Here is a 14,677-nt window from a genome sequence, read left to right as displayed (position 1 = left end):
ACAACTTCCTGCAGTTGTTCTTCGGCTGGGAAGCAGTGGGTCTCGTGTCGTACCTGCTGATCGGTTTCTACTTCACGCGCCCGACGGCCATCTACGCGAACATGAAGGCGTTCCTGGTCAACCGCGTGGGTGACTTCGGTTTCCTGCTCGGCATTGGCCTGTTGCTGGCGTTTGCCGGATCGCTGAACTACGGTGATGTCTTCGCGCACCGCACGCAACTGGCCGGCATGACCTTCCCGGGCACCGACTGGGGCTTGCTGACGGTTGCATGTATTTGCCTGTTCATTGGCGCAATGGGCAAGTCGGCGCAATTCCCGCTGCACGTGTGGCTGCCCGACTCCATGGAAGGCCCGACGCCTATCTCAGCACTGATCCACGCGGCAACCATGGTGACGGCCGGTATCTTCATGGTCACGCGCATGTCGCCGCTGTTCGAATTGTCGGACTCGGCGCTGTCGTTCGTGACGGTGATCGGCGCGATCACGGCGTTGTTCATGGGCTTCCTCGGCGTGGTCCAGAACGACATCAAGCGCGTGGTGGCTTACTCGACGCTCTCGCAGCTCGGCTACATGACGGTTGCGCTCGGCGTATCCGCTTATCCGGTTGCCGTGTTCCACCTGGCCACGCACGCATTCTTCAAGGCGCTGCTGTTCCTTGGCGCGGGTTCGGTGATCATCGGCATGCATCACGACCAGGACATGCGCAACATGGGCGGCCTGCGCAAGTACATGCCGATCACATGGATCACGTCGCTGCTCGGTTCGCTGGCGCTGATCGGTACGCCGTTCTTCTCGGGCTTCTATTCGAAAGATTCGATCATCGATGCCGTGAAACTCTCGCATCTGCCGGGTTCGGGTTTCGCGTACTTCGCGGTGGTTGCAAGCGTGTTCGTCACTGCGCTCTATTCGTTCCGTATGTACTTCATGGTTTTCCATGGCAAGGAGCGTTTCCGCGGTCCGAAGCATCCAGAAAGCCCAATGGGTATCGAAGCGGCCCAGCACAGCCACGATGCGCACGGACATGATTCGCACGGCCACGATGATCACGGCCATGGTCATGGTCCGCACATCCCGCATGAAACACCTTGGGTGATCACGCTGCCGCTGATCCTGCTGGCGATCCCATCGGTGATCATCGGTGCGCTGGCGATCGGCCCGATGTTGTTCGGCGACTTCTTCGCGCACGGCGTGGTGTTCGATCGTGTGATCTTCATTGGTGAAAACCATCCGGCGCTGCATGAAATGGCCGAGGAATTCCACGGCTGGTTTGCGATGGGCCTGCATTCGGTAGCGGGTCTGCCGGTGTGGCTCGCGCTTGGTGGCGTGGTGGTGTCGTGGTTCCTGTATCTCAAGCGTACGGATCTGCCGGGCGTGATCAAGCAACGCTTCCTGCCGATCTACAACTTGCTCGATAACAAGTATTACCTCGACAAGATCAACGATGTCGTATTTGCAAAGGGTGCGGTTGCCATTGGCCGCGGACTCTGGAAAGAAGGCGATGTCGCCGTCATCGACGGGATCGTCAACGGCCTCGCGAAGTTCGTCGGCTGGTTTGCCGGTGTGATTCGCTTCCTTCAATCCGGTTACATCTATCACTACGCGTTCGCCATGATCATTGGCATGTTGGGGCTCTTGACCCTGTTTGTAACGCTCGGCGGCAAATAAGGCGGGGACACCTATCTATGCACTCTTTTCCAATCCTTAGTCTCGCGATCTGGTTACCGATCATTGTCGGTATCCTTGTACTGGCGGTAGGCAATGACAGCAATCCGGCGCCGTCGCGCTGGCTTGCACTGATCGGCTCGATCCTGGGCCTGATCGTCACCATTCCCTTGATTACCGGCTTCGACAATTCATCGGCTGCGCTGCAGTTCGAAGAAAACGTGAGCTGGATCCAGCGCTTCAACATCTCGTATCACCTGGGTGTCGACGGTCTTTCAATGTGGTTTGTCGTGCTGACCGCGTTGATCACCGTCATCACGGTGATCGCGGCATGGGAAGTCATCACGGTGCGCGTGTCGCAGTACCTGGCTGCGTTCCTGATCTTGTCGGGCCTGATGATCGGCGTGTTCTCGACCGCCGACGGCATGTTGTTCTACGTGTTCTTCGAAGCCACGCTGATTCCGATGTACATCATCATCGGTGTGTGGGGCGGGGCGAACCGGGTCTATGCCGCGTTCAAGTTCTTCCTGTACACGCTGATGGGCTCGTTGCTGATGCTGATCGCGTTGCTGTACCTGTACACGCAGACGCACACGTTCGATATCGCCACCTGGCATGCATTGAAGATCGGCTTCACGCCGCAGATATTGCTGTTCATCGCGTTCTTCATGGCCTTCGCCGTGAAGGTGCCGATGTGGCCGGTCCACACGTGGTTGCCTGACGCCCACGTGGAAGCGCCGACGGGCGGCTCGGTCGTGCTGGCCGCGATCATGCTGAAGCTCGGCGCGTACGGTTTCATCCGCTTCTCGTTGCCCATCGCGCCGGATGCCAGCCATTTCCTGGCGCCCGTGGTGATCACGCTGTCGTTGATCGCGGTGATCTACATCGGCTTCGTGGCGCTGGTGCAGGAAGACATGAAGAAGCTGGTCGCGTATTCGTCGATTGCGCACATGGGCTTCGTCACGCTCGGTTTCTTCATCTTCAGCACGCTCGGCATGGAAGGCGCGATCATCCAGATGATTTCGCACGGCTTCGTCTCGGGCGCGATGTTCCTGTGTATCGGCGTGCTGTATGACCGCATGCACTCGCGCCGGATCTCGGATTACGGCGGCGTGGTCAACGTCATGCCCAAGTTCGCGGCGTTCGCCATGTTGTTCGCGATGGCCAACTGCGGCCTGCCAGGTACGTCGGGTTTTGTCGGCGAGTTCATGGTGATCCTGGCTGCAGTGAAGTTCAACTTCTGGATCGGTTTCCTGGCAACGTTCACGCTGGTTCTCGGCGCGGCGTACACGCTGTGGATGTACAAGCGCGTGCACTTCGGCGCGATTGCCAATGAAAACGTCGCCAAGCTGAAGGACATCAGCAAGCGCGAATTCTTCATGCTGGCCGTGCTTGCTGTATTTACGCTGTACATGGGCCTGTACCCGAAGCCTTTCACCGATGTGATGCACGCATCCGTGGAAAATCTCCTCTCCCACGTCGCGCAGTCGAAACTGCCGCTGGCCCAGTAACGCGTGCGGAGGAAATAAAAGATCATGCAAAATGCCCCAATGAGTGCCCTGTTACCCGATGGACTGCTGATGTTGATGGTCGTCGTAGTGTGGTTGAACGACACCATCTACGGCGTGAAGAGCCGGCAAACGTCCTATTTCATCTCGGTCATTTCGACGATCGTGGTCGGCCTGTGGTTCGCCGTCCAGGCACTCGATCCCACGCCGCATTATTTCTTCACGCGCATGTACGTCGTCGATCCGTTCGCCAGCGCAATGAAAGCGGTGGTGACGCTCGGCTTCGCGGTATCGATCATCTATTCGCGCAAGTATCTTGAAGATCGCGATCTGTTCCGCGGTGACTTCTTCCTGCTCGGCCTGTTCTCGCTGCTCGGCCAGTGCGTGATGATCTCGGGCAACAACTTCCTGACGCTGTATCTCGGGCTGGAACTGATGTCGTTGTCGCTGTACGCCGTGATCGCGTTGCGGAAGGACTCGCCGCAGGCCAACGAATCCGCAATGAAGTATTACGTCCTTGGCGCGCTGGCTTCCGGTTTCCTGCTCTACGGCATCTCGATGCTCTACGGCGCGACCGGTTCGCTTGAACTGAACGAAGTGGCGAAGGCCATTGCAACTGGCCGTATCAACGACGCGGTGCTGCTGTTTGGCGTGATCTTCGTTGTCGCGGGTATTGCGTTCAAGATGGGCGCGGTGCCATTCCATATGTGGGTGCCTGACGTTTATCAGGGCGCACCGACTGCCATGACGCTGATCACTGGTGGCGGCCCGAAGGCTGCGGCCTTCGCGTGGGGTCTGCGTTTCCTGGTGATGGCGCTGTTGCCGCTGGCAGTCGACTGGCAAGAAATGCTGGTGATCCTTGCCGCGCTGTCGCTGATCGTGGGTAACGTCACGGGTATCGTTCAGAAGAACATCAAGCGGATGCTGGCTTACTCGGCAATCTCGAACATGGGCTTCGTGCTGCTGGGCATGCTCGCGGGCGTGGTCGAAGGCAAGGCCGATGGCGCGGCCGGTGCCTACAGCTCGGCGATGTTCTACAGCATCATCTACCTGATCACCACGCTCGGTACCTTCGGCGTGATCATGCTGCTGGCGCGCAAGGACTTCGAAGCCGAAACGCTCGATGACTTCAAGGGCCTGAACCAGCGTAGCCCGGTGTTCGCGTTCGTGATGATGATCATGATGTTCTCACTCGCTGGCATCCCGCCGATGGTCGGGTTCTACGCCAAGCTCGCCGTGCTGGAAGCGACCATGAACGCCGGTCTGACGTGGCTTGCAGTGCTCGCCGTGATGTCGTCGCTGGTGGGGGCGTTCTACTACCTGCGTATCGTCAAGCTGATGTACTTCGATGCACCGACGGACGCATCGCCGATCGTCGCCGACAACCTCAAGCGCGCGCTGCTCGCGTTCAACGGTCTTGCGGTGCTCGTGCTCGGCATTGTGCCGGGTCCGTTGATGAACGCTTGCCTGACGGCGATCACCCATACCTTGCCGTTCCAGTTGTAATGTCGGCTGCGGGCTGGTTTATCGTGTTGTTGGCGCTGGTCGGCGCCAACCTTCCGTTTGCGAATCAACGCATCTTCGCCGTCGTGCCAATCAAGGCAGCGAAGAAAAGCCCGTGGATTCGCCTCGCGGAATTGATCGTGCTTTATTTTGTCGTGGGCGCGCTCGGCTTTATGCTTGAGGCGCGTGCCGGAAACCGTTTTGAGCAGGGCTGGCAGTTTTACGCCGTGACGTTCAGCCTCTTTCTTGTGCTCGCGTTCCCCGGTTTCGCTTTCCAATATCTCGTCAAGCGCCGCTGACGGCCACGGCCGTCGCGGCTTGATCCACGCGTTTGGCGCCGGGTTCGTCGTTTGACGCGTTTCCTTCAAGGCGCATGATGGCTGACAGTTCTTCCCTCGACCCCAAGCATTCCGCCGACTCTTTCCCTGATTCCGATGCCGGCCTGATCGAGAAGACGGTCGAAAGCAAGTTGTTGCATCAGGGTAAATTCCTCACGCTGAAACTCGATACAGTCGAGCTGCCCGACGGGAAACACGCCACCCGCGAGTACGTCGAGCATCCGGGCGCGGTAATGATCCTGCCTCTTTTCGACGACGGCCGCGTGCTGCTCGAGCGGCAGTATCGGTATCCGATCCGCAAGGTGCTGCTCGAATATCCCGCCGGCAAGCTCGATCCCAACGAAAGCGAGCTCGCATGCGCGAAACGTGAATTGCACGAGGAAACGGGTTACACGGCGCGCGAATGGTTCTTCCTGACCCGAATTCATCCGGTGATTTCGTACTCGACCGAGTTCATCGACTTGTATCTGGCGCGCGGTTTGACTGCGGGCGAGAACAAGCTGGACGAGGGCGAGTTCCTCGAGACGTTCATTGCGGATCGGTCGCAAATCTTCGAGTGGATCAAGAGCGGCCAGATCAGCGATGTAAAAACGATCATCGGCAGCTTCTGGCTCGAGAAGGTGATGTCGGGCGAGTGGAAACTAGGCGATCCGGTCAGCGAATAAGCAAATCGAGAGAAAAAAAGCGGCCTGCGGGCCGCTTTTGCGTTTGTGCGTTTCATCAAAAACAACGCCATCAAGCGCGCGAAGGACCAGCGGGCTAAAATCGACCACCTGTTTTCTCGATTCATCCAAAAGTCGCAGACGCAAATTTACGAACGACCGTTCACAAAACGCGCTTTTGCGATTAAACTTTCTGGCAAGCCCTGATTAGCATGAAGGTTCTCGACTTGAAGTGCTCGCACGACCATCGGTTCGAAGGCTGGTTTGCTTCGTCCGATGAGTTTGAATCCCAGTTGTCGCGCAAGCTCGTGGCTTGTCCGGTGTGTTCCACGACTGAAGTAAGCCGCATGCCATCGGCACCGCGGCTGAACCTGTCCACCACACGTTCCGACCGTACCGAGCAGGCAAGCAGCGGCAGCAACGTTACGCCGCAAGCGGCCCCGCAGCAGCCGGATCAGGCGGTCCAGGCGCGTGCGCTGCAATTCATGCGGGAATTTCTCGCGAAGACCGAGAACGTGGGCGACCGTTTTGCCGAAGAGGCGCGGCGCATGCATTACGACGAAGCGCCGGCGCGCAATATTCGCGGCGTCGCTACGCCTGAAGATGCGCACGCATTGATGGAAGAAGGCATCGACGTGATGCCGCTGCCCGTGCCGGCCGCACTGAAAGAGCCGCTGCAATAAGCCGACGCCCGTTGGCTTAGCGCACGTCTCCTCGTGGCCGACCCGGGTCATGACAGGAGACGAGAGCGCATGGACCTGAACTATTCCCCCGCGGACAACGCGTTTCGCGCAGACATTCGCGCCTGGCTCGACGCCAATCTGCCGCAAGCCTTGCGGACCAAGGTACTCGATCACAAACGGTTAAGCCGCGACGACTATGCGAGCTGGCACAAGCTGCTTGGCACGCGCGGCTGGTCTGTCGTCGCCTGGCCGAAGGAATTTGGCGGTCCGGGCTGGAACGCCACGCAGCGCCATATCTGGGATGAGGAATGCGCGCGTATTGGTGCGCCAGGCGTGTTGCCGTTCGGGGTATCGATGGTCGCACCGGTCCTCATGAAATATGGCAGCGATGCGCAAAAAGCCCATTACTTGCCGCGCATTCTCGATGGCACCGACTGGTGGTGCCAAGGATATTCCGAACCCGGTTCGGGCTCCGATCTGGCATCGCTGAGAACGCGCGCCGAACGTCAGGGCGACCACTATCTGGTCAATGGCCAGAAGACCTGGACCACGCTCGGCCAGTTCGCCGACATGATGTTCTGCCTCGTGCGCACGGACAGCGGCGCGAAGAAGCAGGAAGGCATCTCGTTCTTGCTTATCGATATGAAAACGCCCGGCATCGCCGTGCGTCCCATCATCACGCTCGACGAAGACCACGAAGTCAATGAAGTCTTCTTCGAAGACGTGAAAGTGCCGCTGGAAAACCTCGTCGGCGAAGAAAATCGCGGCTGGACGTATGCGAAGTATTTGCTCGGGCATGAACGCACGGGCATCGCACGCGTCGGGCAGTCCAAGCGCGAACTGGTGTTCCTCAAACGACTTGCCACTGATCAGAAGAAGGGCGGAGCAACGTTGTTGAAGGACCCTGTGTTCGCTGCAAAGATCGCGGCGCTCGAAATCGAGATCATGGCGCTTGAAGTGACCGTGCAGCGCGTGGTCGCGAGCGAAGCGAATGGCCGCGGGCCGGGACCGGAAGCATCGATGCTGAAAATCAAGGGCACCGAAGTCCAGCAAGCGTTGACCGAGTTGATGGTTGAAGCCATCGGACCCCAGGCCGCCGCGTTCGATCCCGAGTATCTCGAAGGCGAACGCGAGCACAGCCTCGCAGGCGATGACGACGCGGCGCCGGTCGCCGCGTACTACTTCAACTTCCGCAAGACATCGATCTATGGCGGTTCGAACGAAATTCAAAAAAACATCATCGCGCAGATGATTCTGGGCTTGTGAGGAGCGGCACATGGACTTCAATTTCACCGATGAACAACAGCAATTCCGTGATGCCTTGCGCCGTTATCTCGACAAGGAATACACGTTCGATGCCCGCCAAAAGATCGTGGCATCCAAGGAAGGTGTCGATGCAAAACACTGGACTGCCTTCACCGAATTAGGCCTCACGGCTTTGCCCGCGCCGCAAGCGTGTGGCGGATTCGATGGTGGTCCGGTCGACATGCTCGTCGTGATGCAGGAACTCGGGCGTGCGTTGGTCGTCGAGCCCTACTGGTCGACGGCGGTGGGTATCGAAGCGTTGCGGCTCGTTGGCGATCAGTACGCGAACGCCTTGCTCGAGCGCGCGGCTGCCGGCGAGATCAAACTTGCCGTGGCGTTTCATGAACCGCATGCGCGCCATGACCTGTTTTCCATCGCAACCACGGCGCAGATCCAGGGCGGCCAATTCACCTTGAACGGTGAGAAGTCGCTGGTCCAACACGGCGCACAGGCCGACGTATGGATCGTGCCCGCAAGGCTGAACGGCGAAGTTGCCCTGTTCGCCGTTGCGCGCGATTCGGGCAACGTGGCGATCACTGAATACCGGACGATCGATGGCCAGCGTGCCGCTTCCTTGAAATTCACGGGCACGCCGGCCACACGCCTGGGCAATGCGCAAACCGGGGCCGCGACACTTGAACATATCGCGGATTACGCGACGTTCCTGCTCTGCGCCGAAGCCGTCGGCGTGCTCGATGCGCTCAATCACGCGACGGTCGAGTACACGAAGGAACGCAAGCAGTTCGGCACGCCCATCGCGCGGTTTCAGGCGTTGCAGCATCGCATGGTCGAGATGCTGATCCACGCTGAGCAGGCACGTTCGATCACGTATCTGGCGGCTGCCCGCTACACGAGCAATGACGCGGACGAACGCCGTCGCGCGATTTCTGCAGCGAAAGCACGGGTCGGTCAGGCGGCACGTTTCGTCGGTCAGCAGGCCGTGCAACTTCACGGCGGGATGGGCGTAACTAATGAAGTCGCGGCGGCACACTGGTTCAAGCGCTTGTCGATCATCGAGACAACGTTGGGCGACGTCGATCATCATCTGGAGCGGTTTGCATCGCTGCCAGGATTCGCCGACACTAACGTTTGAATAATCGACGCTTCATAAAAGGAGAATGGGGATGACATTCAGCTATGAGGATTTCAACGTCGGCGATGTAGCCGAACTCAGCGCGCATACGTTTTCGAAAGAGGAGATCATCGATTTCGCCGGACGTTACGATCCGCAGCCTTTTCACCTGAGCGAAGCGGGCGGCGAAGCATCGCCGTTTCGCGGACTGGTTGCGAGCGGATGGAACACCTGCTCCGCGATGATGGGCATTCTCGTGCGCGACATGCTGGCCGATTCCACATCGATGGGCTCGCCCGGGCTCGACAACATCCGCTGGCTCAAGCCGGTTCGCGTGAACGATACCGTGCGGTTGACGGTGCGCGTGTTGAGCAAGCGTGTTTCCGAAAGCAAGCCGGATCGCGGCATTGTCGGAACGCGTTGGGAAGCTTATAACCAGAATGGCGAGCTGGTCTTGACGGTGGATTCGGCGGCGATATTCGGGCTGCGTCATCCGGAAAATACGCAATGACGCTCGCCTCAGCAGCAGATGTGAAAGCCGCGGAGGGCGGCGAGGAATACGTGAGCGGGTGGCTGGAAATAGATCAGTCGCGCGTGAACCGGTTCGCCGATGCCACCGACGACCATCAATGGATTCACGTCGACGTTAAACGGGCGAACAAAGAGTCGCCGTTTGGCGGACCGATTGCGCATGGCTTCCTGACGTTGGCGCTCGTGCCGAAATGGCTTGAGCAATGCGTTCCGCTGCAGCAGAAACTCGGCGTGAACTACGGCACCAACAAGGTCCGGTTCATGTCACCGGTTCTGGTTGGTTCGAAGTTGAGAGCGCGTTTCTTGGCTGAGAAGGTGACTGACCTGGAGCAGGGCGGCGTGCAGGTGATCTGGCGCGTGACTATCCAGAAAGAAGGCGCTGAGAAACCGGTCTGTGTCGCTGAGTTTATTACACGGCACTATTTCTGAAGTTCGTGTCCCGGTGACTTCTTTTTCGGAGCCGTCAAAGAAGTCACCGCATTGCTCAACGCTTACGCGTACCGGGCTAATTCAAGTTTTGCGACCGCATTCCGATGCACTTCGTCGGGTCCATCGGCGAGGCGCAATGTCCGTGCGTGCGCATACGCATAAGCGAGCGGGAAGTCGTCCGATACACCCCCGGCCCCATGCGCCTGAATCGCCCAGTCGATGACCTGACACGCGATGTTCGGCGCAACGACCTTGATCATCGCGATCTCGCCGCGGGCGCCCTTGTTGCCGGCTGTGTCCATCATGTAGGCCGCTTTCAGTGTGAGCAAGCGCGCCTGTTCGATCATGATCCGCGCTTCGGCAATGCGCTCTTGCGTTACGCCATGCGCTGCGATCGGCTTGCCGAATGCAACCCGTTGCGATGTCCGTCTGCACATGAGTTCGAGCGCGCGCTCGGCTAATCCGATCAAGCGCATGCAATGATGAATGCGTCCGGGCCCAAGACGCCCTTGCGCGATTTCGAATCCGCGCCCCTCGCCAAGCAACACATTCGATGCAGGCACGCGCACATTCTCAAGCGTAATGTCCATGTGGCCATGCGGCGCGTCGTCGTAACCGAAGACCGAAAGCGGCCGATGCACCGTAATGCCCGATGAATCCGCAGGGACGAGGATCATCGATTGTTGCTGATGTTTTGGCGCTTCCGGATCGGTCTTCCCCATCACGATATACACCTTGCAGCGCGGATCGCCCGCACCCGATGACCACCACTTGTGACCGTTGATCACATAGCTGTCGCCATCGCGCACGATGCTGCACTGGATGTTGGTCGCATCCGACGAAGCCACGTCCGGCTCCGTCATCAGGAACGCCGAACGGATCTCGCCTTGCAGCAGCGGCTCGAGCCATTGCTGCTTGTGCTGATCGCTGCCATAACGTTCGATGGTCTCCATGTTGCCCGTGTCGGGCGCGCCGCAATTGAACACTTCGGGCGCCCAAGGCACGCGTCCCATGATCTCGCAAAGCGGCGCGTATTCCAGATTGCTCAACCCTGCGCCACGTTCCGATTCGGGCAGGAAGAGATTCCACAGGCCGGCATCGCGCGCGTGTTGCTTGAGCGTTTCGATCAGCTCAAGCGGTATCCACGCATCGCCCTTTGCCCGGTTTGCCGCGATTTCCTGATTGAACGCGCGCTCGTTCGGATAGATGTGTTCATCGAAGAAAGCGGCCAGCTTGTGGCGCAGTTCCTGCACTTTCGGCGTGTAGTCGAAATTCATCTCGTCTCCTGTTCCTGATGTTTTATCCGGTCACTTTTTGCGCGTAAGACCATGCGAGTTCGGCCATCGGCCTGGCACGTTTGCCTGCATCGATCGCTTGTGCGCTCGCTGCTGTGCCCTCGCTCACGCGCTTCATGATTCCCTGCAGGATCGCGGCGATGCGGAACATGTTGTAGGCGAGGTAGAAATTCCAGTCGCCTTCGATCTTCAGGCCGGTGCGTTCGAGATATTGCGTGACGTAGGTCTGTTCGTCCGGAATGCCGAGCGCCGCCCAGTCGAGTCCGCCGATACCGCGAAATTGCGTCGGATCGACATGCCACGCCATGCAGTGATAGGCAAAGTCGGCGAGGGGATCGCCGAGCGTGGACAACTCCCAGTCGAGCACGGCGAGAACGCGCGGTTCTGTCGGGTGAAAGATCAGGTTGTCGAGCCGGAAGTCGCCATGAACAATCGACACGCTTTCGCCGCCGCGCGGAATATGTTTCGGCAGCCACTCGATCAGCTTGTTCATCGCTTCGATGGGTTCGGTTTGCGACGCAAGGTACTGCTTGCTCCATCGGCCGATCTGGCGCTCGAAATAGTTGCCCGGCTTGCCGTAGGTGTCCAGACCCGCTTTGATGATATCGACCGAATGCAAAGCTGCGATCACGCGATTCATTTCATCGTAGATGGCGCCGCGCTCGGCGGGCGTCAGGCCCGGCAGCGCCTGGTCCCACAACACGCGGCCCTCGATGAACTCCATCAAATAGAACGCGCGGCCAATCACGCTTTCGTCATCGCATAGCGCAAACATCTTCGCAACCGGTACGTCCGTGTCGGCAAGCGCATCCATCACGCGGTATTCACGATCAATGGCATGCGCCGATGGCAACAGCTTCGCCGCCGGTCCCGGCTTTGACCGCATCACATAACTGCGCGAGGGCGTGATCAGCTTGTACGTGGGGTTCGACTGGCCGCCGGCGAATTGTTCGACACTGACTGGCCCGACGAAACCTTCGATATGCGTTTCAAGCCACGCTGACAGCGCTTCCATGTCGAACTGTTGGCGCTCGTTGACGGGCCGCGTTCCTTCGAACGCCGAGAAATCCTGCTGTACGGGCAAGGGCGCGTCGTTTGAAGCCATCGTTGTCTCCTCCGGATTGCGTTCATAGGCTGGTCCACATGCAGCGTCGCGCTTCGAAGTGCTGTTGTCGCTGCTTGCGCGGTTACTTCAAGGCTGACGTGTATCGCACGAATTGTTCGTAGAGCAATTCCATGGTCGTGTTGCGCGCGCTTGCGTGAAGGGGCGACGGCGGCGAATGATTCAGCGCGCGGATGACCCAGTCGCCGGGTTTGTCGCCGATATCGAGCGCGTTGATGCATCCCGTTGTCTGCGACAGATGCCCGAAGAACATGCGTCCGCCGCCCGTGATCGCGTGCGACAACAACGCGCGATTCACGCCGCCGTGCAATACCAGCAACGCGGTGTCCCAGGATGAATCGTCCCGCAGCCGCTGCAGTGGCGGCAACACACGATCCAGCAATTCGCCGATGGTCTCGCCGCCAAGGAACGCAGTTGTTTCAGGCACGATGCCGTCGAACACGCTGAGAAACGCGCGCTCGATATCCTTCGCGGGCAGGTTGCTCAAGCGTCCGCCGCGGATCTCTTCCCATTCCGGCCAGACATCGATTGCGATTTCCTGACCCGTTTCAGCCAGCACGCGCTGTGCCGTCTCGATCGTTCTCGGCAGACCGCTGACAATGACCTTGTCGAAGCGGATCTGCTGCGCCTTGAACTCGCTTCCGGCCGCGGTCGCTTCGTCGCGGCCGCGTTCATTGAGCGGCACGCCCATTGGATCGATGGCGCGCCCGGTTGCATCGAAATACGTCACGTCGCCGTGACGCATCAGGAAGATGCGGCGGCGTTTTGGGAGTTCGTAGGGTGTGGTCATCATTTGTAGAGCGGTGGCCGCTTTTCGAGGAACGCGTTGATGCCTTCGAGCGCGTTGCCGTTATGGAGCGCGTCGACAAAACCGTCGCGTTCGGCGTCGAGTTGTTCGGCAAGCGATTGCGTTTCAGCCGATGCGATCAGCGTCTTGATCTGCGCCAGCGCTTTCGGCGCCATGCGGCCGAGTTCGTCGGCCCAGGCGATGGCGGTATCGAGCGCCGCGCCGGGTTTCGTCACGCGATTCACCACGCCGGCTTCGTGCAGACGTGTGGCGCCGATCGGCTTGGCCTCAAGCAGGATCTCGGTCGCAAGCGCACGTGGCAAGGCGCGCGTGAGGAACCACGAGCCGCCGCCATCGGGCGTGAGGCCCACGCGGGCGTACGACATCACGAACTTGGCGTCATCGGCAGCGACGAGCAGGTCGCACGCCAGCGCGAGCGAGAAGCCCGCGCCCGCTGCCGCGCCTTCCACGGCCGCGATCACCGGTTTTGTGGATGACCTCAGCGCCACGATCCATTCGCCCAGCATGTCGATGCTCGCCGCTTGCACCGATGGCTCCTTCGCGCGATTTTCAAGCAGGCGGTTCAGGTTGCCGCCGGCGCAAAAGAAGTTGTCGGCGCCGGTCAGCACGATCGCGCGCACGGATGTATCGCGCTCGGCCGTGTTCATCGCCTCGATTCCGGCTGCGTACATATCCGGGTGCAACGCGTTGCGCGCGCCCGGATTGGACAGCTTCAGAACGAGCGTAGTGTCGCTTTCGGCCGGCCGCGCGGAGAGCAATTCGGCGCTCATTCTGCTGCCTCATCGAAGGAGAGTGACAGGCCAAGCTGTGCGCGACGCGTCAACCACGGCGACGGGCGATAACGCGGGTCACCCAGCACGCCCTGGATGTTGCGCAGAATGGTGAGGATGGTCGTCGCACCGAGTGCGTCGCCGAGTGCGAGCGGACCACGCGGATACCCCAGCCCGAGCGTCACGGCGAGATCGATATCGGCGGGTGAAGCAATACGCTGCTGCGCGATGTCGCAACCAATATTCACGATGGTCGCCACCACGCGTTGCGCAACGAACCCCGTGGAATCGCGGATCACGGTGACAGGAACGCCGTCGAAAGCGAAGAGGGCGTGCGCAGCGTCGCGGAACTCGGCCGTGGTCGCGGGCGTGGTCATGATGGTGCGGCGGTTGGCATCGGCGAGCGGGAACAGCGTGTCGATGGCAACCGTACGCGACGCATCCAGCTTTTCCGCGACGCATGCCGTGGTTGCATCGTGGCCGAGCGGCGTCACGATGATCAGCGAATCCGGCGCGGGCGTGCCGCCGGTATCGATGGTGACATTCGTTTCCATCTTCGCGATCAGCCGGAACACTTCCTCGCGCGCCTGGACCGACGCACGGCTCACCCAGACGCGCCGTGGCAGCGTGGTCGGCGCAGGCGCTTCTTCGGGCGTCTGCTGCTTGCCATCGACGTACTTATAGAAACCTTCGCCGACCTTGCGCCCGATCAACCCGCCGGCAAGCCGCGTCCCGGTAATCGGCGACGGCGTGAATCTTGGTTCCTCGTAAAACTGGTGATAGATCGACTCCATCACCGGATGCGAAACGTCGAGCGCGGTCAGGTCGAGCAACTCGAACGGTCCGAGTCTGAAGCCGGCCTGCTCGCGCATGATCCGGTCGATATCGGCAAAACTCGCCACGCCTTCGCCGGCGATCCGCAAGCCCTCGGTGTTCATGCCACGCCCGGCGTGATTCACGATGAAACCGGGCATGTCCTTCGCGCGCAC

General features: G+C 59.8%; 15 protein-coding genes. 10 read left to right on the top strand and 5 right to left on the bottom strand.

Annotated elements, in window-relative coordinates:
* From nuoL to ACFFAR_RS10000, 10 genes are all read left to right on the top strand, one after another.
* Nucleotides 1–1,664, top strand: a 1,664-nt coding sequence (nuoL, locus tag ACFFAR_RS10045) for an NADH-quinone oxidoreductase subunit L (RefSeq protein WP_375507830.1), incomplete at its 5' end; no start/stop codon positions are given.
* A 17-nt stretch (nucleotides 1,665–1,681) separates the two neighbouring features.
* Entirely contained in the window at nucleotides 1,682–3,172 is a 1,491-nt protein-coding gene (locus ACFFAR_RS10040) for an NADH-quinone oxidoreductase subunit M (RefSeq protein WP_061999829.1), read from the top strand.
* Between the two features lie 24 nt (nucleotides 3,173–3,196).
* Nucleotides 3,197–4,675 carry an NADH-quinone oxidoreductase subunit NuoN gene (gene nuoN / locus ACFFAR_RS10035; RefSeq protein ID WP_061999828.1) on the top strand — a complete coding sequence of 493 codons (1,479 nt, stop codon included), beginning with the start codon at nucleotides 3,197–3,199 and terminating at the stop codon, nucleotides 4,673–4,675.
* Nucleotides 4,675–4,971, top strand: coding sequence for a DUF2818 family protein (locus ACFFAR_RS10030; RefSeq protein ID WP_061999827.1), 297 nt, complete (start codon nucleotides 4,675–4,677; stop codon nucleotides 4,969–4,971). Before nuoN ends, ACFFAR_RS10030 begins: the two co-directional genes overlap by 1 nt.
* A 77-nt stretch (nucleotides 4,972–5,048) precedes the next feature.
* Complete coding sequence (locus ACFFAR_RS10025; protein WP_061999826.1) at nucleotides 5,049–5,675, top strand: NUDIX domain-containing protein; 627 nt, start codon at nucleotides 5,049–5,051, stop codon at nucleotides 5,673–5,675.
* A 209-nt stretch (nucleotides 5,676–5,884) separates the two neighbouring features.
* Entirely contained in the window at nucleotides 5,885–6,355 is a 471-nt protein-coding gene (locus ACFFAR_RS10020) for a DUF1178 family protein (protein WP_174362269.1), read from the top strand.
* 69 nt (nucleotides 6,356–6,424) lie between these two features.
* Nucleotides 6,425–7,621, top strand: coding sequence for an acyl-CoA dehydrogenase family protein (locus ACFFAR_RS10015; RefSeq protein ID WP_174362268.1), 1,197 nt, complete (start codon nucleotides 6,425–6,427; stop codon nucleotides 7,619–7,621).
* Between the two features lie 10 nt (nucleotides 7,622–7,631).
* Nucleotides 7,632–8,753 carry an acyl-CoA dehydrogenase family protein gene (locus tag ACFFAR_RS10010; protein ID WP_174362267.1) on the top strand — a complete coding sequence of 374 codons (1,122 nt, stop codon included), beginning with the start codon at nucleotides 7,632–7,634 and terminating at the stop codon, nucleotides 8,751–8,753.
* 31 nt (nucleotides 8,754–8,784) lie between these two features.
* Nucleotides 8,785–9,243, top strand: coding sequence for a MaoC/PaaZ C-terminal domain-containing protein (locus tag ACFFAR_RS10005; protein WP_174362266.1), 459 nt, complete (start codon nucleotides 8,785–8,787; stop codon nucleotides 9,241–9,243).
* Nucleotides 9,240–9,692, top strand: a complete 453-nt coding sequence (locus tag ACFFAR_RS10000; RefSeq protein ID WP_174362265.1) for a MaoC/PaaZ C-terminal domain-containing protein — start codon at nucleotides 9,240–9,242, stop codon at nucleotides 9,690–9,692. The genes ACFFAR_RS10005 and ACFFAR_RS10000 overlap by 4 nt, the downstream gene beginning before the upstream one ends.
* Before the next feature lie 62 nt (nucleotides 9,693–9,754).
* Here ACFFAR_RS10000 and ACFFAR_RS09995 read toward each other — a convergent pair whose 3' ends face one another.
* The 5 genes from ACFFAR_RS09995 to ACFFAR_RS09975 all read right to left on the bottom strand — a co-directional run.
* Nucleotides 9,755–10,969, bottom strand: a complete 1,215-nt coding sequence (locus ACFFAR_RS09995; RefSeq protein ID WP_075357084.1) for an acyl-CoA dehydrogenase family protein — start codon at nucleotides 10,967–10,969, stop codon at nucleotides 9,755–9,757.
* Between the two features lie 22 nt (nucleotides 10,970–10,991).
* Entirely contained in the window at nucleotides 10,992–12,092 is a 1,101-nt protein-coding gene (locus ACFFAR_RS09990) for a phosphotransferase (protein ID WP_174362264.1), read from the bottom strand.
* A gap of 82 nt (nucleotides 12,093–12,174) precedes the next feature.
* The gene (locus tag ACFFAR_RS09985) at nucleotides 12,175–12,903 is read right to left on the bottom strand and encodes a histidine phosphatase family protein (RefSeq protein WP_256700948.1); all 729 of its coding nucleotides are present in this window, start codon (nucleotides 12,901–12,903) and stop codon (nucleotides 12,175–12,177) included.
* Nucleotides 12,900–13,688, bottom strand: a complete 789-nt coding sequence (locus ACFFAR_RS09980) for an oxepin-CoA hydrolase, alternative type (protein ID WP_075357082.1) — start codon at nucleotides 13,686–13,688, stop codon at nucleotides 12,900–12,902. The genes ACFFAR_RS09985 and ACFFAR_RS09980 overlap by 4 nt, the downstream gene beginning before the upstream one ends.
* On the bottom strand, nucleotides 13,685–14,677 hold a 993-nt coding region (locus ACFFAR_RS09975; protein ID WP_375507829.1), incomplete at its 5' end, for a 3-hydroxyacyl-CoA dehydrogenase family protein. The genes ACFFAR_RS09980 and ACFFAR_RS09975, both read right to left, overlap by 4 nt.

Source organism: uncultured Caballeronia sp. (assembly GCF_964243625.1).
In the GTDB taxonomy this organism is placed as follows: domain Bacteria; phylum Pseudomonadota; class Gammaproteobacteria; order Burkholderiales; family Burkholderiaceae; genus Caballeronia.
The sequence above is the reverse complement of the archived record's forward strand: the minus strand, read 5'-3'. Positions and strand labels throughout refer to the sequence as shown.